Annotated in this window: 24 protein-coding genes and 1 tRNA gene; 12 read left to right on the plus strand and 13 right to left on the minus strand. The window is 58.5% G+C overall.

Going from position 1 to position 24,867, the window contains the following annotated elements; all coding sequences use genetic code 11:
* Positions 1–40: 40 nt before the first annotated feature.
* Positions 41–1,018, minus strand: coding sequence for an elongation factor P--(R)-beta-lysine ligase (gene epmA, locus ABTW55_RS11380; protein ID WP_004929681.1), 978 nt, complete (start codon positions 1,016–1,018; stop codon positions 41–43).
* Positions 1,019–1,403: 385 nt separating this feature from the next.
* On the opposite strand from epmA, the gene frdA reads away from it, so the two are divergent.
* The 5 genes from frdA (at position 1,404) to blc (ending at position 5,324) form a co-directional block, all read left to right on the plus strand.
* Positions 1,404–3,200 carry a fumarate reductase (quinol) flavoprotein subunit gene (gene frdA / locus ABTW55_RS11385; RefSeq protein ID WP_033638926.1) on the plus strand — a complete coding sequence of 599 codons (1,797 nt, stop codon included), beginning with the start codon at positions 1,404–1,406 and terminating at the stop codon, positions 3,198–3,200.
* A complete protein-coding gene (locus tag ABTW55_RS11390; protein WP_033648713.1) occupies positions 3,193–3,927 on the plus strand; it encodes a succinate dehydrogenase/fumarate reductase iron-sulfur subunit in 735 nt (244 codons plus the stop codon). Before frdA ends, ABTW55_RS11390 begins: the two co-directional genes overlap by 8 nt.
* A 14-nt stretch (positions 3,928–3,941) precedes the next feature.
* Positions 3,942–4,334 carry a fumarate reductase subunit FrdC gene (gene frdC / locus ABTW55_RS11395; protein ID WP_004929673.1) on the plus strand — a complete coding sequence of 131 codons (393 nt, stop codon included), beginning with the start codon at positions 3,942–3,944 and terminating at the stop codon, positions 4,332–4,334.
* A gap of 12 nt (positions 4,335–4,346) precedes the next feature.
* Positions 4,347–4,706 carry a fumarate reductase subunit FrdD gene (gene frdD / locus ABTW55_RS11400; protein WP_033636768.1) on the plus strand — a complete coding sequence of 120 codons (360 nt, stop codon included), beginning with the start codon at positions 4,347–4,349 and terminating at the stop codon, positions 4,704–4,706.
* 84 nt (positions 4,707–4,790) lie between these two features.
* Positions 4,791–5,324 carry an outer membrane lipoprotein Blc gene (gene blc, locus ABTW55_RS11405; protein WP_033648715.1) on the plus strand — a complete coding sequence of 178 codons (534 nt, stop codon included), beginning with the start codon at positions 4,791–4,793 and terminating at the stop codon, positions 5,322–5,324.
* On the opposite strand, the gene sugE is transcribed toward blc, so the two are convergent.
* The 4 genes from sugE to efp form a co-directional block, all read right to left on the minus strand.
* Positions 5,318–5,635, minus strand: coding sequence for a quaternary ammonium compound efflux SMR transporter SugE (gene sugE, locus ABTW55_RS11410; protein WP_004929669.1), 318 nt, complete (start codon positions 5,633–5,635; stop codon positions 5,318–5,320). The genes blc and sugE overlap by 7 nt on opposite strands.
* Before the next feature lie 192 nt (positions 5,636–5,827).
* Positions 5,828–5,959: an entericidin A/B family lipoprotein gene (locus ABTW55_RS11415; protein ID WP_033636766.1), complete on the minus strand. Its 132-nt coding sequence runs from the start codon at positions 5,957–5,959 to the stop codon at positions 5,828–5,830.
* Between the two features lie 121 nt (positions 5,960–6,080).
* Positions 6,081–6,212 (minus strand): entericidin A/B family lipoprotein, encoded by a 132-nt coding sequence (locus tag ABTW55_RS11420; RefSeq protein WP_019453400.1) that lies wholly within the window; start codon positions 6,210–6,212, stop codon positions 6,081–6,083.
* A 70-nt stretch (positions 6,213–6,282) separates the two neighbouring features.
* A complete protein-coding gene (efp, locus tag ABTW55_RS11425) occupies positions 6,283–6,849 on the minus strand; it encodes an elongation factor P (protein ID WP_004929666.1) in 567 nt (188 codons plus the stop codon).
* A 42-nt stretch (positions 6,850–6,891) separates the two neighbouring features.
* Here efp and epmB point away from each other — a divergent pair, with 42 nt between their 5' ends.
* The gene (gene epmB / locus ABTW55_RS11430) at positions 6,892–7,920 is read left to right on the plus strand and encodes an EF-P beta-lysylation protein EpmB (protein ID WP_060422758.1); all 1,029 of its coding nucleotides are present in this window, start codon (positions 6,892–6,894) and stop codon (positions 7,918–7,920) included.
* An 82-nt stretch (positions 7,921–8,002) separates the two neighbouring features.
* Here the strand turns inward: epmB and ABTW55_RS11435 are convergent, their stop codons facing one another.
* The 5 genes from ABTW55_RS11435 to ABTW55_RS11455 form a co-directional block, all read right to left on the minus strand.
* Positions 8,003–8,347, minus strand: a complete 345-nt coding sequence (locus ABTW55_RS11435) for a DUF4156 domain-containing protein (protein WP_025305007.1) — start codon at positions 8,345–8,347, stop codon at positions 8,003–8,005.
* 178 nt (positions 8,348–8,525) lie between these two features.
* Positions 8,526–10,145: a methyl-accepting chemotaxis protein gene (locus ABTW55_RS11440; RefSeq protein WP_060422761.1), complete on the minus strand. Its 1,620-nt coding sequence runs from the start codon at positions 10,143–10,145 to the stop codon at positions 8,526–8,528.
* A gap of 225 nt (positions 10,146–10,370) precedes the next feature.
* Positions 10,371–12,017 carry a chaperonin GroEL gene (gene groL / locus ABTW55_RS11445; RefSeq protein WP_004929662.1) on the minus strand — a complete coding sequence of 549 codons (1,647 nt, stop codon included), beginning with the start codon at positions 12,015–12,017 and terminating at the stop codon, positions 10,371–10,373.
* 44 nt (positions 12,018–12,061) lie between these two features.
* Entirely contained in the window at positions 12,062–12,355 is a 294-nt protein-coding gene (locus ABTW55_RS11450; RefSeq protein WP_004929661.1) for a co-chaperone GroES, read from the minus strand.
* Positions 12,356–12,544: 189 nt separating this feature from the next.
* Positions 12,545–13,033 carry an FxsA family protein gene (locus ABTW55_RS11455; RefSeq protein ID WP_033636764.1) on the minus strand — a complete coding sequence of 163 codons (489 nt, stop codon included), beginning with the start codon at positions 13,031–13,033 and terminating at the stop codon, positions 12,545–12,547.
* A 369-nt stretch (positions 13,034–13,402) separates the two neighbouring features.
* Between ABTW55_RS11455 and aspA the strand changes: the two genes are divergently transcribed.
* The 6 genes from aspA (at position 13,403) to ABTW55_RS11485 (ending at position 19,250) form a co-directional block, all read left to right on the plus strand.
* Complete coding sequence (gene aspA / locus ABTW55_RS11460; RefSeq protein ID WP_004929659.1) at positions 13,403–14,839, plus strand: aspartate ammonia-lyase; 1,437 nt, start codon at positions 13,403–13,405, stop codon at positions 14,837–14,839.
* Between the two features lie 125 nt (positions 14,840–14,964).
* On the plus strand, positions 14,965–16,266 hold the full coding sequence (locus tag ABTW55_RS11465) for an anaerobic C4-dicarboxylate transporter (protein ID WP_041037552.1): 1,302 nt from the start codon (positions 14,965–14,967) through the stop codon (positions 16,264–16,266).
* A 109-nt stretch (positions 16,267–16,375) separates the two neighbouring features.
* Positions 16,376–16,699, plus strand: coding sequence for a divalent cation tolerance protein CutA (gene cutA / locus ABTW55_RS11470; RefSeq protein WP_004929657.1), 324 nt, complete (start codon positions 16,376–16,378; stop codon positions 16,697–16,699).
* Positions 16,675–18,399, plus strand: coding sequence for a protein-disulfide reductase DsbD (locus ABTW55_RS11475; protein ID WP_060422765.1), 1,725 nt, complete (start codon positions 16,675–16,677; stop codon positions 18,397–18,399). The genes cutA and ABTW55_RS11475 overlap by 25 nt, the downstream gene beginning before the upstream one ends.
* A gap of 39 nt (positions 18,400–18,438) precedes the next feature.
* On the plus strand, positions 18,439–19,014 hold the full coding sequence (locus ABTW55_RS11480; RefSeq protein ID WP_033636761.1) for a transcriptional regulator: 576 nt from the start codon (positions 18,439–18,441) through the stop codon (positions 19,012–19,014).
* 160 nt (positions 19,015–19,174) lie between these two features.
* Positions 19,175–19,250 (plus strand) — tRNA-Phe (locus tag ABTW55_RS11485).
* Between the two features lie 190 nt (positions 19,251–19,440).
* Here ABTW55_RS11485 and ABTW55_RS11490 read toward each other — a convergent pair.
* The 3 genes from ABTW55_RS11490 to ABTW55_RS11500 all read right to left on the minus strand — a co-directional run bounded on the left by ABTW55_RS11490 (position 19,441) and on the right by ABTW55_RS11500 (position 24,859).
* Positions 19,441–20,010, minus strand: coding sequence for a MepB family protein (locus ABTW55_RS11490; protein WP_060422772.1), 570 nt, complete (start codon positions 20,008–20,010; stop codon positions 19,441–19,443).
* 160 nt (positions 20,011–20,170) lie between these two features.
* Positions 20,171–20,956: a metallophosphoesterase gene (locus tag ABTW55_RS11495; RefSeq protein ID WP_060422775.1), complete on the minus strand. Its 786-nt coding sequence runs from the start codon at positions 20,954–20,956 to the stop codon at positions 20,171–20,173.
* Between the two features lie 63 nt (positions 20,957–21,019).
* Complete coding sequence (locus tag ABTW55_RS11500) at positions 21,020–24,859, minus strand: SDR family NAD(P)-dependent oxidoreductase (protein ID WP_144335922.1); 3,840 nt, start codon at positions 24,857–24,859, stop codon at positions 21,020–21,022.
* Positions 24,860–24,867 lie beyond the last annotated feature (8 nt).

Genomic DNA, 24,867 nt, shown 5'->3' on the forward strand with positions numbered 1-24,867 from the left:
GCAAATGCCGACCCTTTTGCTTTTCTCTGCGCCTGAAACGTCAGGCGATCCCAACCGGGAAAGCCAACACGTCGCTCAGGCTCTCGGCGCCCAGCGCCAGCATCACCAGGCGATCCACGCCCAGCGCCACGCCGGAACATTCCGGCATGCCGTGCTGCAACGCCGCCAGCAGGTTGTAGTCGATCGGCTGCTGCGGCAGGCCGCGCTCCGCGCGTTTGCGATTGTCCTGCTCGAAGCGCTGCTGCTGTTCACGGCCGTCGGTCAGCTCGCGGAAACCGTTCGCCAGCTCAATGCCCTTGAAGTACACCTCAAAACGCTCCGCCACGCGGTGGTCTTCGGTGCTGATCTCCGCCAACGCCGCCTGGCTGGCCGGGAAGTGGTAAACGAACGCCGGCTTTTCACGGCCGATATGGGGCTCCACGCCCACGGTAAACAGCAGCTGCAGCAGCGTATCGCGGTCTTCTTCAGTATCGGCGATGTTGCTCAAGTCGAGCTTGGCCGCCGCTTCACGCAGCTGCGCCTTCTCCGCCGACAGCGGATCGATGTCCAGATGGCGCAGGAACGCCTGCTGATAGGACAGGGTCTCCGCGCTCTCGCAGTCCAGCACCTGTTGCAGCAAATCGTCCACCTCGTTCATCAGGCGGTACATGTCGTAGTGCGGACGGTACCACTCCAGCATGGTGAATTCCGGGTTGTGATGCCGCCCGGCCTCTTCATTGCGGAAGCTGCGCCCCATTTGGTAGATCGGGCCGCTGCCCGCCGCCAGCAGGCGCTTCATGTGATATTCCGGGCTGGTCATCATGTATAGCGTCAGGCCCTCTGCCGCCCCCGGCCCGACGAAACGCGTCTCGAACGGGAACAGGTGAACGTCGGTGACCGTCGCCTGGCTCATGGTGGGCGTCTCAACTTCCAGCACGCCACGATCGGCGAAGAAACGCCGGATCTCAGCCAGAATCGCTGCGCGTTTCAACAAATTGGCGATGGGTGCACTAGGCTGCCAGCTTGCCGTTTCGCTCATGGTAATTAACTCCGAAATCAAACAGGGGATGCAGTCTACTCGCATCCTTGCAGCCAAACAAATTCTTCACGATGCACAACCGGCCATAACGCCAATTTCCGATAAATAGGCGACAAAAGCGCGTTAAAAAGGGTAAAGCACGCCGAACACGCGAAAAGGCAGGCAAGCCTGTTGGTCGAGCGTTAATCGACAAAACAATCGATCACATCAAATTTCGACTACTTAACTTTAGGTATAGTTAATTCCCCATTATTGGTGGGAGATATCTATCCTTAACCTTTAAGCAACATTAATCGGTTCAATTAGTTAGCACCCGAAGAGCTCGCTAAATTTTAAGCATAGATATTTAACTTGCCGTTCTTAACAAGAACATTGGAGGAATGCAGTGCAAACCTTTAACGCCGATCTTGCCATTATTGGGGCCGGGGGCGCTGGTTTACGTGCAGCAATAGCCGCAGCGGAAGCCAATCCCCAACTGAAAATCGCGCTGATCTCTAAGGTCTACCCGATGCGCAGCCACACGGTCGCCGCCGAGGGGGGCTCCGCCGCCGTCACCCAGGATCACGATACCTTCGACTACCACTTCCACGACACCGTCGCCGGCGGCGACTGGCTGTGCGAACAGGACGTGGTCGATCACTTCGTGCATCAGTGCCCGCGCGAGATGACCCAGCTCGAGCAGTGGGGCTGCCCGTGGAGCCGCAAACCGGATGGGTCGGTCAACGTGCGGCGCTTCGGCGGCATGAAGATCGAACGCACCTGGTTCGCCGCCGACAAGACCGGCTTCCACATGCTGCACACCCTGTTCCAGACTTCGCTGAAATACCCGCAAATTCAACGCTTCGACGAGCACTTCGTGCTGGATATCCTGGTGGATGACGGCCAGGCGCGCGGCCTGGTGGCGCTCAACATGATGGAAGGCACCCGCGTGCAGATCCGCGCCAATGCGGTGGTGATGGCCACCGGCGGCGCCGGGCGCGTCTACCGCTACAACACCAACGGCGGCATCGTTACCGGCGACGGCATGGGCATGGCGTTCCACCACGGCGTGCCGCTGCGCGACATGGAGTTCGTGCAGTATCACCCGACCGGCCTGCCCGGTTCCGGCATCCTGATGACCGAGGGCTGCCGCGGCGAAGGCGGCATCCTGGTGAACAAGGACGGCTACCGTTACCTGCAAGATTACGGCATGGGCCCGGAAACCCCGCTGGGCGAGCCGAAGAACAAATACATGGAGCTGGGCCCGCGCGACAAGGTGTCCCAGGCCTTCTGGCACGAATGGCGCGCCGGCCGCACCATCGCCACCCCGCGCGGCGACGTGGTCTACCTCGATCTGCGCCATCTGGGCGAGAAAAAGCTGCTGGAGCGGCTGCCGTTCATCTGCGAACTGGCCAAGGCCTACGTCGGCGTCGATCCGGTGAAAGATCCGATCCCGGTGCGCCCTACCGCGCACTACACCATGGGCGGCATTGAAACCGATCAGAATTGCGAAACCCGCATCAAGGGGCTGTTCGCGGTCGGCGAATGCTCCTCCGTCGGCCTGCACGGCGCCAACCGTCTCGGCTCCAACTCGCTGGCAGAACTGGTGGTGTTCGGCCGCGTCGCCGGTGAGCACGCGGCGCGTCGCGCGCTGGAAACCGCGCCGGCCAACGGCAGCGCGCTGGATGCGCAAACCCGCGATGTCGAAACCCGCCTGAGCAACCTGATGAAGCAGGAAGGCAACGAAAACTGGGCGAAGATCCGCGACGAAATGGGGCTGTCGATGGAAGAGGGTTGCGGCATCTACCGCACGCCGGAGCTGATGCAAAAAACCATCGATAAGCTGGCGGAGCTGAAAGAGCGCTTCAAGCGCGTCAACATCACCGACAACTCCAGCGTGTTCAACACCGATCTGCTGTACACCATCGAGCTGGGCTACGGCCTGGACGTCGCCGAATGCATGGCGCACTCCGCGTTTAACCGCAAAGAGTCGCGCGGCGCTCACCAGCGCCTGGACGAAGGCTGCACCGAGCGCGACGACGTCAACTTCCTCAAGCATACGCTGGCGTTCCATAACCCACAGGGCGCGCCGCGTCTCGAATACAGCGACGTGAAAATCACCAAGCTGCCGCCGGCCAAACGCGTCTACGGCGCAGAAGCCGAAGCGCAGGAGAAAAAGAATAAGGAGCAGGCAAATGGCTGAGATGCAAACCCTGAAGATCGAAGTCATGCGCTATAACCCGGAAAGCGACGCCGAGCCGCATTTCGTCACCTACGCCGTGCCTTACGACGAACAGACCTCGCTGCTCGACGCGCTGGGCTACATCAAGGATAACCTGGCGCCGGATCTCTCCTACCGCTGGTCCTGCCGCATGGCGATCTGCGGCTCCTGCGGCATGATGGTCAACCGCGTGCCGAAGCTGGCGTGCAAAACCTTCCTGCGCGATTACGTCGGCGGCATGAAGGTCGAAGCGCTGGGCAACTTCCCGATCGAGCGCGATCTGGTGGTCGACATGACCCACTTCATCGAAAGCCTGGAGGCGATCAAGCCTTACATTATCGGCAACGATCGCAAGCCGGAAGACGGCCCGAACGTGCAGACCCCGGCGCAGATGGCCAAGTATCACCAGTTCTCCGGCTGCATCAACTGCGGCCTGTGCTACGCCGCGTGCCCGCAGTTCGGCCTCAACCCCGAGTTTATCGGCCCGGCGGCGATCACGCTGGCGCACCGCTACAACCTGGACAACCGCGACCACGGCAAGAAACAGCGCATGCCGCAGCTTAACGGCCAAAACGGCGTCTGGAGCTGCACCTTCGTCGGCTATTGCTCCGAAGTCTGTCCGAAACACGTCGATCCCGCCGCCGCCATCCAGCAGGGCAAGGTGGAGAGCGCCAAAGACTTCATGATCGCCATGCTGAAGCCGCAATAAGGGAGAAAATTGCCATGACAACTCAACGTAAGCCCTATGTGCGCACCATGACGCCCACCTGGTGGCAAAAGCTCGGCTTTTACCGTTTCTACATGCTGCGCGAAGGCACCTCGGTGCTGGCGGTCTGGTTCAGCATCGTGCTGCTCTACGGCGTGTTCGCGCTGAAGGGCGGCGCCGAGAGCTGGGCCGGCTTCGTCGGCTTCTTGCAGAACCCGCTGGTGCTGTTGATCAACGTCGTCGCCCTGCTGGCGGCGGCGCTGCACACCAAAACCTGGTTCGATTTGGCGCCGAAGGCCGCCAATATCGTGGTCAACAGCGAGAAAATGGGACCGGGCCCCATCGTGAAAGGGCTGTGGGCCGTCACCATCGTCGTCAGCGTGGTCATCCTGGCCGTGGCCCTGATCTAATCCGGAGGAAACATGATAAATCAAGCACCTAAACGCTCCGACGAGCCGGTTTTCTGGGGATTGTTCGGCGCCGGCGGCATGTGGAGCGCGATCGTCGCGCCGGCCATCGTGCTGCTGGTCGGCATTCTGCTGCCGCTGGGGCTGTTCCCCGGTGAAGCGCTGGGTTACGAGCGCGTGCTGGCGTTCTGCCAGAGCCTGATCGGCCGCTTGTTCCTGCTGCTGATGATCATCCTGCCGCTGTGGTGCGGCCTGCACCGCATCCACCATGCGATGCACGATCTGAAGATCCACGTACCGGCCGGCAAATGGGTGTTCTACGGTCTGGCGGCGATCCTCAGCGTGGTCACCGTTATCGGCGTCGTCACCCTGTAAACCGCTCAGGCGGCCAACGCCCGTTGGCCGCCCTTTGCTCATCGGCTACACTGTCTACTCGTCCCCGGTAAACAGGAGTCACCGATGCGTTTATGGTCAAAGCTTAGCGTCATGCTTTCCGCCCTGCTCTCCGTCGCTTGCAGCGTCTCCCCGCCCAAAGACATCAAGGTCGTGACCCCTTTCGACAGTCAGCGCTATCTCGGCACCTGGTACGAAATCGCGCGTCTGGATCATCGTTTTGAACGCGGTTTGCAGCGGGTGACCGCCCACTACAGCCCACGCGCCGACGGCGGGCTGAAAGTCATCAATCGCGGCTTCAATCCGCAGAAACAGCAATGGCAAGAAAGCGAAGGCAAAGCCTACTTTATCGGTTCACCGCAGGTCGCGGCGCTGAAAGTGTCGTTCTTCGGCCCCTTCTATGGCGGCTATAACGTGATTGCCCTGGATCCGGAGTATCGCTACGCGCTGGTTTGCGGCCCTAACCGCGACTATCTGTGGATCCTGTCGCGCACTCCGACGCTTGACGCCGGCGTACGCGACAGCTTATTGCAGACGGCCAAAGGCTACGGTTTCGCCACCGATGCGCTGATCTGGGTGGAGCAGCCCGCCGATCAGTGACTGCTGAACTTCAGCCCGAGGATGCCGACCACGATCAGGCACAGGCTGATGATACGCGCGATATTGGTCGACTCGCCCAACAGCACCATGCCCATGATGGCCGCGCCCACCGCGCCGATGCCGGTCCACACCGCATAGGCGGTGCCGGCGGGCAGCGTTTTCATCGCGTTGGCCAACAGCAACATGCTGACCACCATCGCGGCGATGGTGATGATGCTCGGCGTCAGCCGGGTAAAACCGTGGGTGTATTTCAGACCGATAGCCCAAACCACTTCAAGCAAACCGGCGATAAGCAGAATAATCCAGGCCATGAGACGGCCTCCCTTCCACTGGGGTCGTCCCCGATATAATGACGCGTAAACGGGTCGTCCCGTTCAGCGGGGTGAAGAACGGCGGGTAACCTCACCCGCACTGCGGCAGGATAGCAGCAGCGTTAACGCTCAGGCAAGAGGAGGAAATGCGGCGGCCCTCCGCACGCGGAACGCCGCCGGGTGGAGAACGGATTATTCCGCGCTGCGCTGAATGGCCTTGCCGCCGGCCTGAATGTCCTCACCCACGCCGCGGGTGGTATTACAGGCGGTCAACGAGGTCAAAATCATCAAAGAGAAGATCGCGATAATACTTTTCTTCAGCATAAGAAAGTCCTTATTTGTCGTTGATGAAAAAGTACGGCTTTCTAAGCTTAGTCAAAATTGGCGCAGGGAGTGGAATCACCACCGGCTTTGTGGCGCAAATACATCGGGTTAAAGGGCGGGATCAGCTGGCCGTGCGCGAAATGGCGCCGCCGAGATGCTGCACGTCTTCGCCGAAACCGCGAAACGTATTGCAACCGCTAAGGGAGAAAAGGAACAACAGGGAGAGCACGGCCAACAACGTTTTCTTGAACATGCGGGTTTTCTGCCAACGAACGGGGATGGGATAAAACAGAGGAACCGCGGGGGTTCCTCTGCTTTGAAACTTATTTAACGCGAGAGACGTATTCGCCAGAGCGAGTGTCAACTTTGATCACTTCGCCGATCTGGACGAACAACGGCACTTTAACCACGGCGCCGGTGCTCAGGGTAGCCGGCTTGCCGCCAGTCCCTGCGGTATCGCCTTTCAGGCCAGGATCGGTATCGGTGATTTCCGCTTCGATGAAGTTCGGCGGCTGAACGGCGATTGGACGGCCATCCCACAGGGTGATGATGCACTCTGCGTTATCCTGCAGCCATTTGGCCGCGTCGCCGACGGTTTTGCCGTCAACCTGATGCTGTTCGAAAGACTCAGGGTGCATGAAGTGGTAGAACTCACCGTCGCTGTACAGGTAGTTCATGTTGGTGTCCATCACGTCTGCGCCTTCGCAAGAATCGGTAGACTTGAAGGTTTTTTCCACGCGGGTGCCGGTCAGCAGACGACGCATTTTCACGCGTGCAAACGCCTGGCCTTTGCCCGGCTTAACGAACTCACTGGCTTCGACGGCGTAAGGTTCGCCCTCGAACATGATTTTAAGACCCGGACGGAAATCGTTGCTAGAATAAGTCGCCATGATGGCCCTCTGAATATTTGAACTGGTAGCTTAGCCAAAAAAATGGCACACATTATAACCCAAAGTACGGCACATAGAGAAGATTGGTTGCATCAACTCGCCGATGTTATTACCGATCCAGATGAATTACTGCAGCTTTTGTCACTGAATACGCACCCGGAACTGCCGCAGGGGCGCGATGCCCGCCGGCTGTTTGCCCTGCGCGTGCCGCGCGCCTTCGCTGTGCGCATGCGCCCCGGCGATGCCAACGACCCGCTGCTGCGCCAGGTGCTGACCGCCAGAGAGGAGTTCATCAACGCCCCAGGGTTCACCACCGATCCGCTCGATGAGCAGCGCAGCGTGGTGCCGGGCCTGCTGCACAAATACCGCAATCGCGCGCTGCTGCTGGTCAAGGGCGGCTGTGCGGTCAACTGCCGTTACTGCTTCCGCCGCCACTTCCCCTATCAGGATAATCAGGGCAACAAGAACAACTGGCGGCAGGCGCTGGATTATATCCGCCAACACCCGGAACTGGACGAGATCATTTTTTCCGGCGGCGATCCGCTGATGGCCAAAGACAGCGAGCTGGAGTGGCTGGTCGGCGAGCTGGAGGCCATCCCGCACCTGAAACGCCTGCGCATTCACACCCGTCTGCCGGTGGTGATCCCGGCGCGCATCACGCCGGCGCTGTGCCGCCTGCTGTCGGCCTCGCGCCTGCAGGTGCTGATGGTCACCCACATCAACCACGCCAACGAAATTGACCGCGATCTGCAAAGCGCCATGGCGCAGCTGCGTCTCGCCGGCGTCACGCTGCTCAACCAGAGCGTGCTGCTGCGCGACGTCAACGACGATGCCGACACGCTGGCGGCGCTCAGCAACGCGCTGTTCGACGCCGGTATCCTGCCTTACTACATCCACGTGCTGGACAAGGTGCAGGGCGCGGCGCACTTCATGGTTAGCGACGATGAAGCGCGCGCCATCATGCAGGCGCTGCTGAGCAAGGTGTCCGGTTATCTGGTGCCGCGCCTGACGCGCGAAGTGGGCGGCGAACCGAGCAAAACGCCGATCGATCTGCGCCTGATGCAGGAGTGACGTGCGCTAAATGCCCCAACGAAAAGAGGAATGCCGTGGCATTCCTCTTTTTTTACCTCTTTGCGGCTGCGGCCTCAGCGCCTTACGGGCACTTGTAAACCTGGCCGACCATTTTACTGTCCAGCGGTGCGAAGCTGGAGAGCAGGTTCTGGCTCGGGCTGTTGGCGCCGTAGATCACGTTGCCGCCCATGGCCGCCGCCTTGTTGCGCAGATCGTTGGCCGCCCCGCGCATGGAGCTGCCTTCACCGCCGTTGCCGGACAGCCAGTTGCTCTGGGTGCCGGTCACTTCCCCCAGCAGCTGGCATTCCGCCGCCGGCTTGCTGTCGGTGAACTTGATCTGCTGACCCGCAGCGGTCAGTTCATGAGTGGTGCTGCAACCCGCCAGCAGCATCGCTGCCGAGAGACCCAGTAAGGCTTTAATCCGCATCTTGTTCCCCATTCGATGTTGAGAATTACGCAAAAGCTTATCAGAAAGCGATGCCATCTCTTAAGCATCCGTTGCCACGCGAGCGGGCCAACGTCTTGAGCGACAGCTGATGACTTAACAGTTTACCAGCTAAATCGCCCCCGGCGGCAAAAATATCATCAAATACAGTGCGGCGGCGTTATGCCCAACCGGCAACGGCCGCCGATGCCTGCGCTTCGTCCTGGCACGTTTCCCCCTCCGCCAGTTGGAATACCGCCACCGCCTGCGCCAGCAGGGCCGCCTGCTCCTCCACGCCGACGGCGGTGGTCGCCACCTCCTCCACCAGCGCGGCGTTCTGCTGCGTCACCTGATCCATCTGGGTCACCGCCACTCCGACCTGCTCAATGCCCTTGCTTTGCTCTTCCGACGCGTACGAGATGTTGTCCATCAGCGACGTCACCTGGTTCACCGAGCCAACGATGGCATTCATCGTCTCGCCCGCCTGCTCGACCAGGCGCACGCCGACGGCGATATCGCCGGTTACGCCGTCGACCAAACTGCTGATCTCCTTGGCCGAGGTCGCGCAGCGCTGCGCCAGATTGCGCACCTCGCCGGCCACCACCGCAAAACCCCTGCCTTGTTCTCCGGCTCGCGCGGCCTCCACGGCGGCGTTCAGCGCCAGAATATTGGTCTGGAAGGCGATGCCGTCGATCACGCTGGTGATATCCCCCACCTGGCGCGCGCTGTCGTTGATAGCCCGCATCTTGTCGACCGCGTTGGCCATCAGCGTTTCGCCGTTGCGGGCAATGCCGGCAGTCTGATTGACCATGCCGGCGGCCTGGCTGGCGTTATCGGCGTTTTGCCGCACCGTAGCGGTGATCTGTTCCATGCTGGCGGCGGTTTCCGTCAGCGCGCTGGCCTGTTCTTCCGTACGGCTGGAAAGATCGGCGTTGCCGACGGCGATCTCGTGCGTACCGTGATTGATCGACTCCACGCCGTCACGCACCTGCTGCACGGTGGCGCTCAGCTCCTGCTGCATCGTCCGCAGGCTGGCGAACAGCATGCCGATCTCATTGCTGTTGCGTACCGCGATCTCGCTGCGCAGATCGCCGCGCCCAACCTTTTGCAAGTGTTCGGCAACCTGGCGCAGCGGCAGGATCAAGCGCCGGCGGAAATCACGTTGCACGGCGACCAGCAGCAGCAGGATCGCCGCCAGGGTGCCACTCAGCAGGCGTGCAAAGACTTTTTGAGTCTGCACCGCCGCCTCCACCGCCAGACGATGAGCGGCCACCGTGGCCCGCATGTAGTCGGCAAACTGGCTATCCAGCCGCTGGCGCACCTGGCGCTTCTCAGCGGCCATGGCGTGCAGCCGCTCGATCAGCGCCGCCTGCGGCGTGTCGGCCAACAGCGTCAGCTCTTGCTTCAGCACCGCCTGCTGCGCCAGATAGACCGTTTTCATCGCCTCGCCCAGATCCGGGCGCGATACCGTCAGGCCCGGCGTCTCCCAAAACAGGTTGAACGCGACGTCGGCGCTGCGCAGCTCGTTACGCGCCTCAGTGATGCCCTTGCGGATATCGGCGGCGTCCGTCTGCGCCATGCGCTCGAACGCCATGTTGTCGATCAGCGTCTGCGTTTGCAGCAAAGCACGCCAACTGCGGTTCAGCGCCGCTTCCTCGTCGGAGAAAGTGCTCATCCGGCCGATGCTGTTGCCGTTTTGCTGCATGAAATAGAAGGCGATGGCGCCGGTTCCCATGGGCATCAAGCCCAACAGCAACAGCATCAACATCAGCCAGGTGGCTATTTTCATATTTTTCAGCATAAGTCGTCTCCGTTGACAGTCACACCGGCGAGGGAAAATTCCCCGCCCGGTAGGGGCTATATCGGTACGAAACGACAACGGTTTAGGGTAAAAGCAAAATAATGCAATAATTCATTCAGTAAACTAATAACAAGCTAAATAAACATTCTTTTTATTGATTTTTAAGATAAAAAAAACCCCGGTCGTTTGACCGGGGTTCTCAGCACACCAGCGTGTGGGGGATGATTACATCATGCCGCCCATACCGCCCATGCCGCCCATGCCGCCTGCTGCGCCCAGATCCGGTGCGTCAGCCTTCGGCAGGTCGGTAACCATGCATTCGGTGGTGATCATCAGGCCAGCCACGGAAGCCGCGTACTGCAGAGCAGAACGGGTCACTTTGGTTGGATCCAGGATACCCATCGCGATCATGTCGCCGTATTCTTCGGAGTAAGCGTTGTAGCCGTAGCTGCCTTCGCCCGCTTTCACCTGGTTGGCGATAACGGAAGCTTCTTCACCGGCGTTCACCACGATCTGACGCAGAGGGGCTTCCATTGCGCGCAGCGCAACTTTGATACCCACGTTCTGGTCTTCGTTGTCGCCTTTCAGCGCGGCGATTTTGCCTGCAACGCGGATCAGCGCTACGCCACCGCCGGCCACCACGCCTTCTTCCACTGCGGCGCGGGTCGCGTGCAGGGCGTCTTCAACGCGGGCTTTCTTCTCTTTCATTTCAACTTCAGTCGCTGCGCCAACCTTGATAACGGCAACGCCGCCGGCCAGTTTCGCTACGCGCTCCTGCAGTTTTTCACGATCGTAGTCAGAGGTCGCTTCTTCGATCTGCTGACGGATCTGAGCAACGCGGCCCTGGATGGTCGCTTCGTCGCCCACGCCATCGATGATGATGGTGGTGTCTTTGTTGATCACAACGCGTTTTGCCTGGCCCAGGTCTTCCAGGGTGGCTTTTTCCAGCTCCAGACCGATCTCTTCAGAGATAACGGTACCGGCAGTCAGGGTTGCGATGTCCTGCAGCATGGCTTTACGGCGGTCGCCGAAGCCAGGCGCCTTAACGGCAGCCACTTTCACGATGCCGCGCATGGTGTTGACCACCAGGGTCGCCAGCGCTTCGCCTTCAACGTCTTCAGCGATGATCAGCAGCGGCTTGCCTGCTTTGGCAACGGCTTCCAGCACCGGCAGCATTTCGCGGATGTTGGAGATCTTTTTGTCAGCCAGCAGGATGAACGGGCTTTCCAGCTCAACAGAACCGGTTTCCGGCTTGTTGATGAAGTATGGGGACAGGTAACCGCGGTCGAACTGCATACCTTCAACCACGTCCAGCTCGTCTTGCAGGCCGGTGCCTTCTTCAACGGTGATAACGCCTTCTTTGCCCACTTTCTCCATCGCTTCCGCGATCAGTTTACCCACGGTTTCGTCGGAGTTGGCGGAGATGGTGCCTACCTGAGCGATAGCTTTGGAATCGGAGCAAGGTACGGACAGTTTCTTCAGTTCTTCAACCGCAGCGACAACCGCTTTGTCGATGCCGCGCTTCAGATCCATCGGGTTCATGCCTGCAGCAACCGCTTTCAGGCCTTCGGTGATGATGGATTGAGCCAGTACGGTTGCAGTGGTGGTGCCGTCGCCCGCCGCGTCGTTCGCTTTGGAGGCCACTTCTTTCACCATCTGTGCACCCATGTTCTCGAACTTGTCTTCCAGTTCGATTTCACGCGCAACGGAAACGCCGTCTTTGGTGATGGTCGGTGCGCCGAAAGATTTATCCAGCACTACGTTGCGGCCTTTCGGGCCCAGGGTCACTTTTACTGCATCAGCGAGAACATTCACGCCGCGGAGCATTTTCACGCGAGCGTCATTGCCGAATTTTACGTCTTTAGCTGCCATTGGTATTTCCCTTCAACTCGTTCAGTTCAGAAGATAAAGCGCAATTACGCTTCAACAATTGCCAGAATGTCGCTTTCGGACATGATCAACACTTCTTCATTGTCGATCTTCTCTGCTTTCACGCCGTAGCCGTCGTTGAAAATCACGATATCGCCAACTTTCACATCCAGCGGTTGGATGTTGCCGTTTTCCAGCACACGCCCTTTACCCACTGCAACCACTTCACCGCGAGTGGATTTACCCGCAGCAGAGCCAGTCAGGACGATGCCGCCAGCAGATTTTGATTCAACTTCTTTGCGCTTGACGATAACGCGGTCATGCAATGGACGAATACTCATTGAACGCTCTCCTGTAAGAAGGTCTCTATCAGATTTAGGGTTGTACACCGGATGGTTGTTATTACCGGCCTCGTGGCATTTGAGATGGGGGCGTTCCAGCCCCCTTCAAGGGGGCTAACGAAAAAAATTTCGCATTTTTGGCCGCGCGGGTGCTACAGAGAGAAAAAACGCGGCCTGAGCCGCGTTTGCTTAACGATCGTGAGGCTTGCGCTCCTCGTCCGGGCGGTGTTCCAGCACCGAGCGTTCGTCGTCCTTGCGCTGGAATTCGCCGTCGAAAGTGTTGCCGTTAGCGGCGTCACCGCCCGTCCAACCGCCGGGGCGATAAACCGACAGATGCGGCATCAGCTTCAGCGTCAGCGTTTTTTGCACCGGCGGCAGCAGCAGCAACAGGCCGAGGAAGTCGGTGAAGAAACCCGGGATCAGCAGCAGGAAGCCCGCCAGCACCAGCGAAACGCTTTTCACCATTTCCGCCGCCGGGCTTTCGCCGGCCGCCAGTTTTTGCTGCATCTGCACGAAGGTTTTCATGCCCTGATTGCGCACCAGCGAAATGCCGACGCAGGAGCTGAACACCACCAGCAGCAGGGTGACAGCCACGCCGAGCACGGCGGCGACTTTGATAAAGATGGATATTTCTATGTAAGCCAGCAGAAATATCAGCAGTAGCGGTAACCAGCGCACCTGGTTCTCCTATCGGTAGGTAAAGCGCGGCCGCCACGGGGCGACGGCGCGAAAAAAGAGGCCGTAAACGGCCGACACCATTACAATGAGGGCATCCCCCCACCATTTCAACCGAGAGCCGGTTTTTATTGCTAAAGTTCACAAACGTGAAAGAAGTCACAGAACCGGAAAAGGGCATATCCTTAAACACCATAAGGTGATCTGGATTCAGTCATTTCTTACCAACCAGCATATGATCTGGGCAGCAACGGGCGATTTGGTTAATCGTTTCACGCCCCAAGCCTTCGGCAACATTAATTTAGGCTGTGCCCTTATTAGCCTTGACCTGACACATTATTAATTCGGCAGCAACACATAGAGAAGGTTCTCATGTCAAACAACATTCGTATCGAAGAAGACCTGTTAGGAACACGTGAAGTCCCCGCAGACGCTTACTACGGAGTCCACACTCTGCGTGCGATTGAAAACTTCTACATCAGCAACAGCAAAATCAGCGATGTCCCCGAGTTCGTTCGCGGCATGGTGATGGTGAAAAAGGCCGCGGCGATGGCCAACAAAGAACTCAAAACCATCCCGCGCAAAATCGCCGACGTGATCATCCAGGCCTGCGACGAGGTACTGGATAAAGGCAAGTGCATGGATCAGTTCCCGGTGGACGTGTTCCAGGGCGGCGCAGGCACCTCGCTGAACATGAACACCAACGAAGTGCTGGCGAACATCGGCCTGGAACTGATGGGCCACCAAAAAGGCGAATACCAGTACCTGAACCCGAACGATCACCTCAATAAGTGCCAGTCCACCAACGACGCCTACCCGACCGGGTTCCGCATCGCGGTGTACGCCTCCAACCAGAAGCTGATCGACGCCATCAACCAGCTGCGCGAAGGCTTCGACCGCAAGGCGAAAGAGTTCGAAACCATCCTGAAAATGGGCCGCACCCAGCTGCAGGACGCGGTACCGATGACCCTCGGCCAGGAGTTCCACGCCTTCAGCGTGCTGCTGAACGAAGAGACCCGCAACCTGCACCGCACCGCGGAGCTGCTGCTGGAAGTGAACCTGGGCGCCACCGCCATCGGCACCGCGCTCAACACCCCGGAAGGCTACCAGCCGCTGGCGGTGCAAAAACTGGCGGAAGTCAGCGGCCTGCCGGTAGTGCCGGCGGAAGACCTGATCGAGGCCACCTCCGACTGCGGCGCCTACGTGATGGTGCACAGCGCGCTCAAACGCCTGGCGGTGAAACTGTCCAAAATCTGCAACGACCTGCGCCTGCTCTCCTCCGGCCCGCGCGCCGGCCTGAACGAAATCAACCTGCCTGAGCTGCAGGCGGGGTCGTCCATCATGCCGGCCAAAGTGAACCCGGTAGTGCCGGAAGTGGTCAATCAGGTGTGTTTCAAGGTGATTGGCAACGACACTTGCGTTACCATGGCGGCCGAAGCGGGCCAGCTGCAGCTGAACGTGATGGAGCCGGTGATCGGCCAGGCGATGTTCGAGTCGATCCACATCCTGACCAACGCCTGCTACAACCTGCTGGAAAAATGCATTAACGGCATCACCGCGAATAAAGAAGTCTGCGAACACTACGTCTTCAACTCGATCGGTATCGTCACCTATCTGAACCCGTTCATCGGCCACCATAACGGTGACATCGTCGGGAAGATCTGCGCCGAAACCGGCAAGAGCGTGCGTGAAGTGGTGCTGGAACGCGGCCTGCTGACCGAAGCCGAGCTGGATGACATCTTCTCCGTGGAGAACCTGATGCACCCGGCCTATAAAGCCAAACGCTATACGGATGAAAATGAACAATAACAGACCTACCCGGTAGCCCTGAAAGGCACGCTAAATCCTCTGGATAGCGTGCCTTTTTACTTTTAGGCGCCCACAAAATTTTAACGTTTGATTTTCAATTTCTCTCATTTTAAGGAGTAAACACTATGCTAGCCGTAGAATTGGTTATCGTTCTGCTGGCCATCTTTTTAGGGGCCAGGTTGGGCGGTATCGGTATCGGGTTCGCGGGGGGATTGGGCGTTCTGGTCCTGGCGCTGATCGGCGTCAAGCCGGGCAGCATTCCCTTCGACGTGATTTCCATCATCATGGCGGTGATCGCGGCGATCTCCGCCATGCAGGTCGCCGGGGGGATGGATTACCTGGTGCAGCAGACCGAAAAGCTGCTGCGCAAGAACCCCAAGCACATCACCATTCTCGCCCCTATCGTCACCTACTTCCTGACCATCTTCGCCGGCACCGGCAACATCTCGCTCTCGGCGCTGCCGGTGATCGCCGAAGTGGCGAAAGAACAGGGCATCAAGCCTTGCCGGCCGCTGTCGACCGCCGTGGTGTCCGCCCAGATCGCCATCACCGCCTCGCCGATCTCCGCCGCAGTGGTGTATATGTCTTCGGTGATGGAAGGCCACGGCGTCAGCTACCTGCATCTGCTGATGGTGGTGATCCCGTCCACCTTCTGCGCCGTGCTGGTGATGTCGCTGCTGGTAACCTGGCTGTTCGACTCCAAGCTGTCTAACGATCCGGTGTACCTGAAACGCCTGGAAGAAGGCCTGATCACCCTGCGCGGCAACAACGCGCTGGAGATCAAACCGCGCGCCAAAGCCTCGGTGCTGCTGTTCCTGCTGGGCGTGCTGTGCGTAGTGGCTTACGCCATCATCAACAGCCCGGGCCTTGGCCTGGTGGCCAAGCCGCTGATGAACACCACCAACGCCATCCTGATCATCATGCTGAGCGTCGCCACGCTGACCACCCTGCTGTGCCGCGTCGACACCGACATGGTGCTGAACTCCAGCACCTTCAAGGCCGGCATGAGCGCCTGTATCTGTATCCTCGGTGTCGCCTGGCTGGGCGATACCTTCGTGCAGGCCAACATCGACTGGATCAAAGAGACGGCCGGCAGCGTCATTCAGGCGCACCCGTGGCTGCTGGCGGTGATCTTCTTCTTCTGCTCGGCGCTGCTGTACTCGCAGGCCGCTACCGCCAAGGCGCTGATGCCGATGGCGCTGGCGCTGAACGTGTCGCCGCTGACCGCCGTCGCCTCCTTCGCCGCCGTCTCCGGCCTGTTCATCCTGCCGACCTACCCGACGCTGGTCGCCGCGGTGCAGATGGACGATACCGGCACCACGCGCATCGGCCGCTTCGTGTTCAACCATCCGTTCTTCATTCCCGGCACCATGGGCGTGATCTTCGCCGTGGTATTCGGCTTCCTGCTCGGCAGCATCATGCTGTAACGCTCCGACCGGGGCTGCGGCCCCGGTTTTCCTTCTGGCGATAAACTCGCCTTCTAGCCAATCCGCCTTCAGGGTATAGTGCCCATTCGAACCGATGAGAGGGCTGAAGATGTCTGATTGCGAAGCTGTCGTCATACTCTGTACCGCACCCGATGAAGCCAGCGCCCAGGAACTGGCGGCGCGGGTCTTGGGCGATAAGCTGGCGGCCTGCGCCACGCTGCTGCCCGGCGCCACCTCGCTGTATTACTGGGAAGGGAAACTGGAACAGGAATACGAAGTGCAGATGCTGTTCAAAAGCGATCGCCGCCGTCAGCAGGCCCTGCTCGACACCCTGAAACAACATCACCCTTACCAGACGCCCGAGCTGCTGGTGCTGCCGGTGATGGCCGGAGATAAAGACTACCTGTTATGGATCAACGCTTCCTTAAACTGATTTTGCTGCTGTGCAGCCTGTTCTTCCTGCCGCAGGCGGCGCAGGCTTCGCTGTTCGCGCCGAAGGGCGGCAGCCAGTTCGTGCCTGTCGATCAGGCCTTTGCCTTCGATTTCAAACAGCAAGGCAGCCAGGTGACGCTGAACTGGCAGATCCGCCCCGGCTACTACCTGTATCGCCAGCAGATCAAACTGGTGCCGCAACAGGCGACGCTCGGTGCCTTTACCCTGCCCGAAGGGCTGAGCCACAAGGACGAGTTCTTCGGCGAAGTGGCGATTTTCAAACAGCAGCTGAATCTGCAGGTGCCGCTGCAACAGGCGGCGGCCAACGCCAGCCTCAGCGTCACCTATCAGGGCTGCGCCGAGGCCGGCTTCTGCTATCCGCCGGAAACCCGCATCATCCCGCTGGATGCCGTCAGCGCCGGCGATGTCGCCCCGCTCCCGGCGGCTGCCCCTGCGCCAACCGAACAGCCCACTACGCAGGCCAGCCTGCCGTTCTCGCCGCTGTGGGCATTGCTGATCGGCATCGGCATCGCCTTCACTCCGTGCGTGCTGCCGATGTACCCGCTGATCTCCGGCATCATCCTCGGCCGCGACCGGCCGCAAAGCAGCGGCCGCATTCTGGCGCTGGCGGTGGTTTACGTGCAGGGCATGGCGCTCACCTACACCCTGCTGGGGCTGGTGGTGGCCGCCGCCGGCCTGCAGTTCCAGGCGGCGCTGCAGCACCCTTACGTGCTGATCGGCCTGTCGGTGCTGTTTATCGCACTGGCGCTGTCGATGTTCGGCCTCTATTCCCTGCAGCTGCCCTCGGCGCTGCAAACCCGGCTGGCGAACTGGAGCAATACCCAGCGCGGCGGCTCGCTGACCGGCGTGTTCCTGATGGGCGCCCTGGCCGGGCTGATTTGCTCGCCCTGCACCACCGCGCCGCTCAGCGCCATCCTGCTGTATATCGCCCAGAGCGGTAACCTGTGGGCCGGCGGCGGCACGCTGTACCTGTACGCGCTGGGGATGGGCATTCCGCTGGTGATCGTCACCCTGTTCGGCAACCGCCTGCTGCCGCGCAGCGGCCCGTGGATGCAGTACGTGAAAGAGGCCTTCGGCTTCGTCATCCTGGCGCTGCCGGTGTTCCTGCTGGAGCGAGTGATCGGCGATCTGTGGGGCCTGCGTCTGTGGAGCCTGCTCGGCCTGGCGTTCTTCGGCTGGGCCTTCGCTCTGAGCCTGAGAAGCGCGCGCGGCTGGGCGCGCGCCCTGCAACTGCTGCTGTTGGCGGCGGCGGTGATCGCCGCGCGGCCGCTGCAGGATTGGGCCTTCGGCGCCGATCAGGCGCAGCAGGCGGCTCAACAACACCTGGCCTTTGCCCGCATCAACAACGTCGAGCAGCTCGATCTGGCGCTGCAACAGGCGCGCGGCAAGCCGGTGATGCTGGATCTGTACGCCGACTGGTGCGTGGCCTGTAAAGAGTTCGAGAAATACACCTTCAGCGATGCGGCGGTGCAGGCGAGCCTGGCCAACGCGGTGCTGCTGCAGGCGGACGTCACCGCCAACGGCGCGGAACAGGCGGCGCTGCTGAAGCATTTGCAGGTACTGGGGTTACCCACGATCCTGTTCTTCGATCCGGCGGGCCAGGAGCTGACGGCCGAGCGGGTCACCGGTTTTATGAAGGCAGAAGCCTTCAACGCGCATTTGCAGAAAGTGATGCGATAACTGACACTGAAGATCGGAAGCGAATGGGAGGAAGCACAAGTGCAACGTGAACACGTCCTTGATACCGCGCTGGGCCTGTTGGAACAACAGGGCCTGGCGACCGCCACATTAGAGATGCTGGCGGAAAAACTCGACGTTCAGCCCGGCGATCTCAAACGGTTCTGGCCGGATCGCGAAGCGCTGCTGTACGACTGCCTGCGCTACCACGGCCAACAGATCGACACCTGGCGCCGCCAGCTGCTGCTGGATGAAAACCTGAGCCCGCAGCAAAAACTGCTGGCGCGCTATGACGTGCTGGCGGAATACGTGCAGCACGACCGCTATCCCGGCTGCCTGTTTATCGCCGCCTGCAGCTTTTTCCCGGAAACGGATCATCCGATCCACCAGCTGGCGGAGCAGCAAAAGCTGACCTCGCTGGAGCTGACCCGCGAACTGCTGCGCGAAATGGACGCCGACGACGCCGACATGGTGGCCCAGCAAATGGAATTGATTCAGGAAGGCTGCCTGAGCAAACTGCTGGTAAAACGCCAGCTCCAGGACGTATCGGTCGCCAAACGGCTGGCGGAAGACATCTTGCAGGTGGCGCAGTGCCGCCGCAACGGGGCGCTAAGCTAGGCGAGCCGCGCTTGCGGCGCCGCCAGCCCAAGGAGATAGCCTGAACAGGCGCAATTTTTGCGCCCTTTGCCTGAAAAGCCAGCAACCGGACGCGTTTTAACGCCTTTCATGCATAAAGCCGTTGACGGCCATCGGCCAATACGGTTTAATGCTGCCCGTTGCCCGGATAGCTCAGTCGGTAGAGCAGGGGATTGAAAATCCCCGTGTCCTTGGTTCGATTCCGAGTCCGGGCACCATATTTAGAGAACCCAGCCTATGGCTGGGTTTTTGCTTTTCAGGGACAGGACTCTCCATCGAACTGCGTTCGATTATTCGGCCAAGGGCCTCACCCTGCGGGCCAGCGCTGAAGCGCTGTTCAACGCGGCGCCGATAATTTCCCTTGCGCGACATGTGGCTGCTTTCAACAGCCAAAATACGCATGTCTTTTTAGAAAAGGCTATCGATGGTCAGCAGCGCCTTGAGTTTGCTGGCATTCACGTCACCGCACGTTGCTGAAACGAAGTGCTGCAACTGCCATTTCTGCGTTGTAATAGCTTGCTTCACAATGGGCTTAACCCAAGGAGCATAAACACGAATGGCCCTTTTCCCTTCTTTGCCCTTAACTGACATGACCCCTTTTTTCGCCAGCACATGTCTGTTGAATATAAAGAATCCTCTATGAGTATGGTCAAAAACGCTCACCAATACGAACTCGATGCCATCGTCAAAATCGATGGGCATAATCTCATCCTGCACATGCGGTCTTTTCCATATAGTCACAAACTGGCCGAGTTTAGTTGGGGTCGTGTTGGCGACGCGGAATAATGCTCGCTTGCCTTCCACTTCAAGCTGACAGGCGCCATACTCGCCGCTCTCAGCTTCTCGTTGAGGTTCCGATATGCGGATTCCGCCAGGCAATAACACATCGTTTATTATATCAGAAAGTTGAACCGGAATTCTCCCTTGCGCCGGATCGGCAAACCAAGCTCCCTCAACGTCTTTATTACTTCCTAACATACTCTATTTCCTTCTTTCTTATCAGTGACTCTTTCATTAACAATATTATATTGTCATGCTTGATCAGGAAGACTCGCGCAGAATATAAATCTGCTCGTAACACTACCACAAGAGCATGCAACCTCACTGTCCTTTTCAAATCATTCCCCTCCCCCCGATATCAACCGGCCTCCTTGCGGTCAATCTCCGTAGAATTATATAGGCAATACAGTCCATTACCTCCAAGACCTCTTTCTCTTGGATATCCCAATGCGTTATTTACATAGTCGATATCATCGACTCTGAGACTTCTGGCGATATGACTATGGCCATAAACATGCATATCTGGCTGAAGAATAGAAATCTGCTCCGACAGTTTTTCAGAACCTAACACCGGGAAGAGATATTTAAACGCCTCGGGAACAAAATTTGGCAACAGTTTTGCGGACGGCAAGAAATGCGAAAAAGAAATGACAACATCATTTTTCGTATTGAGTCGCGGGATGTTTTTATCAAGGAAAAAATCCGTCGTGTGCCGTAAATCCCAATTATCGGGCCACTTGCACGCATAGAAATCCATCCAACTGCTGAGCAATTTATCCGTAGGTGATGCAAAGGAAAAATCATACCAACTGAATAAAGGCACGATTGATACGCCGGCATGGTGGTAGACATCCATGGAAACGCCACACCGCTCAGCGAGCAGGCAAATCTGCTCAAATTTTTCAATCGATGTAAGAATGCGATCGCGCACAACCCACAGCTCATGATTGCCCGGCACAAAGAGCACCTTTTTGAAACGGCAGGCCAGATAGGTAAAGCACTGTTCAAGCCTGCTCAATTCATCGCTCACATCACCAGCCACAATCAACACATCTTCAGTATAGTCAGCATCAAATGCATTAAAGAGCCACTCGGCATTGCCATCAAAGTCGATATGAAGATCCGAGATTGCGTAAACTTTCATATATCCCCTTTTAAAAGACCCTCGCCAACATGCATCCATTTCCTGGAGAGGGTCATTTCACGGCTACTGCTCGCTCTGCATAATCAGCTGATTCAACTTTTGCGCCAATGCCGTCGTTAACGGCGGATACACATGCTGTCCGGTGTGCCGATATTCCATCGCCCCTTCATAGCCGCGTTTGAAATGCGGCGCTTCGGCGAGAAAGACCGGCATATCGTTATCGCCGACAATCTGCAACATAGGTAGCTGCAATCCGCCCACCTTATTGAATAACCCATCACGTTCGTGAATCGGTGAACGCCAGGGTGACATCGCAATGAAGAATTTAATGCCCTTCAACCCCAAGTCTTCGCCTAGATGCTGGAGATGCAACGCTACAGACGCTACTGCAGCACCTTCACAAAATCCTGCAATACCCTCAAAAGGGCCGTAATTTTGCGTCAGCTCTCTAACGTAAGTCAGCGTTGAGCGCCATATGTCTCGATCTTGCGCGGATATCTCTTGAGGCGCCGTCCCATGGAACTCTTCCCACAGTCTTTCGAACCCCGCCTTCCACTCTCTGTATTTCCCTTGCGTGTCGTATACCCCGCTCTCGACAAGCTGTGTTAAGCCAATTTGCTGCAGCTGAATTTCATTAGTAAACGCCGGCATTTCATAAGGCGCATCCGGGATGACGAATTCAAGATCCGTACGAGCACTCCAGCCCGTGCGTTCAAGCAGCGATTTCGCTAACCGGGCATTCGTTCCCTGACCTGACAGGAACAACACCCGGCGACGTCGAGGGACATAGACGGACATGGCCCCGAATCGCTTATGGATATAGCGCTTCTCTACCGGCATAGCCGGATTGCGGCGGTGCAATATCGACATTGCGGGCTCCAGCAATTGCCAAAGCGCCGTCATCTCGCCCTCTGAAGCGCCCAGCAGCTGAGCATAATTTCGCCATTCATTTTCGCGTTCAACCTGGAAGCGGTCGAAGGGATACAGCTCGGCGGTACGAGCGGCCACTGTTTTTTTGGCTGGCTCAATGAAATCCCATAGCTCCATAAAAATGCGTTCCGCATTCGTGGTTTTTTGGGACTCCGTCATGATGCGTGATAGGGAGTTGGTGAATGCCGACGGATTCTCTCGGAAATGAATATAGGCGCGGGCAAACGCTTGTACGAAGAATGCATAGCTGGAGCAAAGCAGCGTTCGCACTTTCCTTGGCACCTGAGCCCCGTCATTGTAAGTGAAGAGGTTGGGATCGCCGTTGATCCAAAGCCCTTTCACCGCCATGTCTTGGCCAAATATGCCCGGCAATAAAGTGGTGTCCGTATCCGACCCCAAACACTTCAGGAAAACATCCGCTTTAATCTCTTGCCCCTTCCGGGTCAGGGCCCCATTGTCGGTCATCCTGGCGACCTCATCCTCGACGATGGTGAGTTTACCCAGCATCTGGGCGAGGAAGAACAGATCGGATCCCGGCGGAACCGTGGTTTGGTCGAGCAACAGATCACCGCTTTTGTCGCGGCTGATCGACGGTAACGTTTCTATATCGATACCGCATGCCTGATAAAAGGGACGCATGATCTCGACGACGTCGGCAACCGGCATAACGCCGTTGTTGGCGTTGAGCAGCCAATTGCAAAACGTTGACAGGACGAGATTGCGACGGCGGCATAACAATGTGACGTGCTTAGCGCCGTTTTCCAGGGCTGTACGCATATTTTCTATAGCGAATGCGCCGTGCCCAACAATCACCACAGAAGCCCCGTTAAAGACCGTGACCGCGGTATCGTTGCTGATCCCCTGCCCAACGTGCCCGAGGAAACGCTCTTCGTCCGGGAAACGATGCTGCACCGGGCGATGCAACCCCCCTGTCATCGCCGCGACCCCAGACACCAGCATGCTGTGCGACTTCCCATCTTTCAGATAAGTGACGAGGTATTCGTTCTCGCTTTTCTTTTCAACCTGCCGCACTTCACAGCCGAAAATAACGTCCCCTTTCAATGTTTCTGCGATCGTCTCCGCCCCTTCGAGGATCTCGGCCCGGCCAGGAAATCCTTTACTCCACCGATGATCGCCGATTAACGGCAGATGGTTGCTGTCGAAGTCATACGCAGGGGAGTCTATTTGCAGCTTCGAATCATCATTCGCCAGGCTTTTCCACACCCCGCCGGCCCAGTCGTTTTTCTCGAGAACCACGACGGACAGGCCATTTTTCTCCAGCTGCCGCGCAAAGCCCAACCCGCCGACGCCGGCGCCAATGACCAATACCGGCAATGACGGCGTCGCGCGTTCCGGCTGCGCGTTAGACAAGGCTGCGCCGATGGCCGGTTGTTCAGCCATGACATAGCGCACCATGGCGTTGATATCGGGATTTTCAAGCGCGAAAGTCGCAGGAAGCCCCATTTTCAAAGAGGACGCTATCCGGTTGCGCAAAGACATGCTGCCCAAAGAGTCCAGACCATTCTCCAGCAAAGCGACATCGTCATCGACCGATTCCCCGACCGTTTCCCAAACGGCCTCGCGTATCATCTGACGAACGTCCTGGACGCCCTCCGCCGGAGCAGCGCTCGGGCGCGGTTTCAATCCTTCAATCAGCGGGCTTGTGAGTTTGACGCGCGCCCATGTTATCGGCGAGACAAGGAAAGTGCCGGCGCTGTCCGACGATAAAAGCTTGTCGAGCATTTCACAGCCCAGCGTATTGCTGATGGCGCCAAAACCGGCGCTTTCTGCGCGGCGTACCGCATCATGGCGCACCGCCATGCCATTTTCAGACCAGGCTCCCCACTGAATCGAAAGTGCTTTTTCTCCAGCCTGAGCCCACTGTTCCGCTAAAGCGTCCAGGCCGCTATTCGCCGCCGCATAGCTCGCTTGACCAACGGAACCGAACGCCGCGGCGGCAGAGGAATACAGCACCATAAAATCGCCGGGCACCAGGATGTCATGCAGATGTTGCGCGCCATTCACTTTCACAGCCCGCGCATTGTCCAGCATTGACGGTGTCTGCTTAAGCAAAGTGCCATCGGTCAACAGACCCGCGATATGAATCACGCCAGAGATCGCCGGCCAACCCTGCGCATTCAGCCAGGCGGGGATCGCCTCCACTTGCCGACGATCCGCCACATCGCATGCCAGGCTGGCGACCGCGACGTTTTCCCCCAACGTCGGTAAATCCGCCGGGGAATAAGCGGTTCGCGACAGCAGCAGTACATGCGCCGCCCCCTGTTTCGCCAAATAGCCGGCGACGACTTGCCCCAACGCCCCCATCCCGCCGCTGATGACATAGGTGGCGTCCGCCCGAATTCCCGCGCTGTCGCACTTCTGCGTTTGGTAGCGTTGGAGCCGCGGCGACTGCATGCCGCCTGACTCAGTAAGGCGGCATTCTTCCTCGATATCCTCACGAAGACACAGTGACAGCGCCAGCGCCACTTGTTCCGGCAGGCACTCGATATACCGCAGCACGCGTTCCGGTTGTTCTTGCCGCGCCGTGCGCACCAACCCGCTTAACCCCGCATCACCCAGTGCGCCGGTTCGCTTCAACAGAACTAAACGCGGAACAGGTTTTGCCTGCAACACGGCTAACGCCTGCGCGACATCCTCCTCTTCCCCTTCGCTCAATACCGCCACGGTCTGCCACGCTTGTTCATCGAGCACGGCGCCTACCGCCTCGGCCCCAACGGCAACCATACCGATCCACCCCTCCGGCAAGTTCAGCGGCACCGTATGACGCGACAACAGCAAGTGGGGCCCGATGTTCACCTCTCCCATTTCAGGCAGGGCCTGCTCAACCCAGATCGTTGTGTAAAGCGGGTCAGGCACCTTTCCCATCGGCGTATCGATGTGCGTCGCAGGTTTCACTTCCGACTTAGCCCAAGCTAATGGCTTATGTTTAAATAAAGGCGATCGTTTACTCACAAGTAACT

It is taken from the genome of Serratia sp. SM04 (assembly GCF_040280225.1).
GTDB classification, from domain to species: domain Bacteria; phylum Pseudomonadota; class Gammaproteobacteria; order Enterobacterales; family Enterobacteriaceae; genus Serratia; species Serratia sarumanii.